This is a genomic window from Streptomyces milbemycinicus (assembly GCF_002154605.1).
Lineage (GTDB): Bacteria > Actinomycetota > Actinomycetes > Streptomycetales > Streptomycetaceae > Streptomyces > Streptomyces milbemycinicus.
In genome coordinates, this window is sequence record NZ_MUNE01000906.1 from 1,432 (window position 1) to 1,702 (window position 271).

A 271-nucleotide genomic window follows, 5' to 3' on the forward strand; every position below is an offset into this window, starting at 1 on the left:
ATCGGCTGCTGGCCGAGGTGGTGGGGGAGGCGTCCGCTTTCCTGGCGAACCGGACCGTGCCCGCCAGCGAGCGCGAGGACGTCAGTAAGGCTGTCAGGGGTGCGGAGAAGGCGCTGAAGGTTCTCCGCGAGGCGCCGACGCCGCCCGCGATCGGGTGGCTGGCGGAGGCGGAGATCGTGGCGCTGGACGGGGCCAGGGTTCCCGCGGCCCGGGTGTGGCACGTGAAGCACTCGAACCGTTCGGGCGCGCCGGTGGGGGTGTCGCTGCGCGG

General features: G+C 73.8%; 1 protein-coding gene. It reads left to right on the forward strand.

Annotated features, from left to right (window positions below; translation table 11 throughout):
• Positions 1-271, forward strand: a 271-nt coding sequence (locus tag CCN51_RS55475; protein WP_158104776.1) for a hypothetical protein, incomplete at both ends; no start/stop codon positions are given.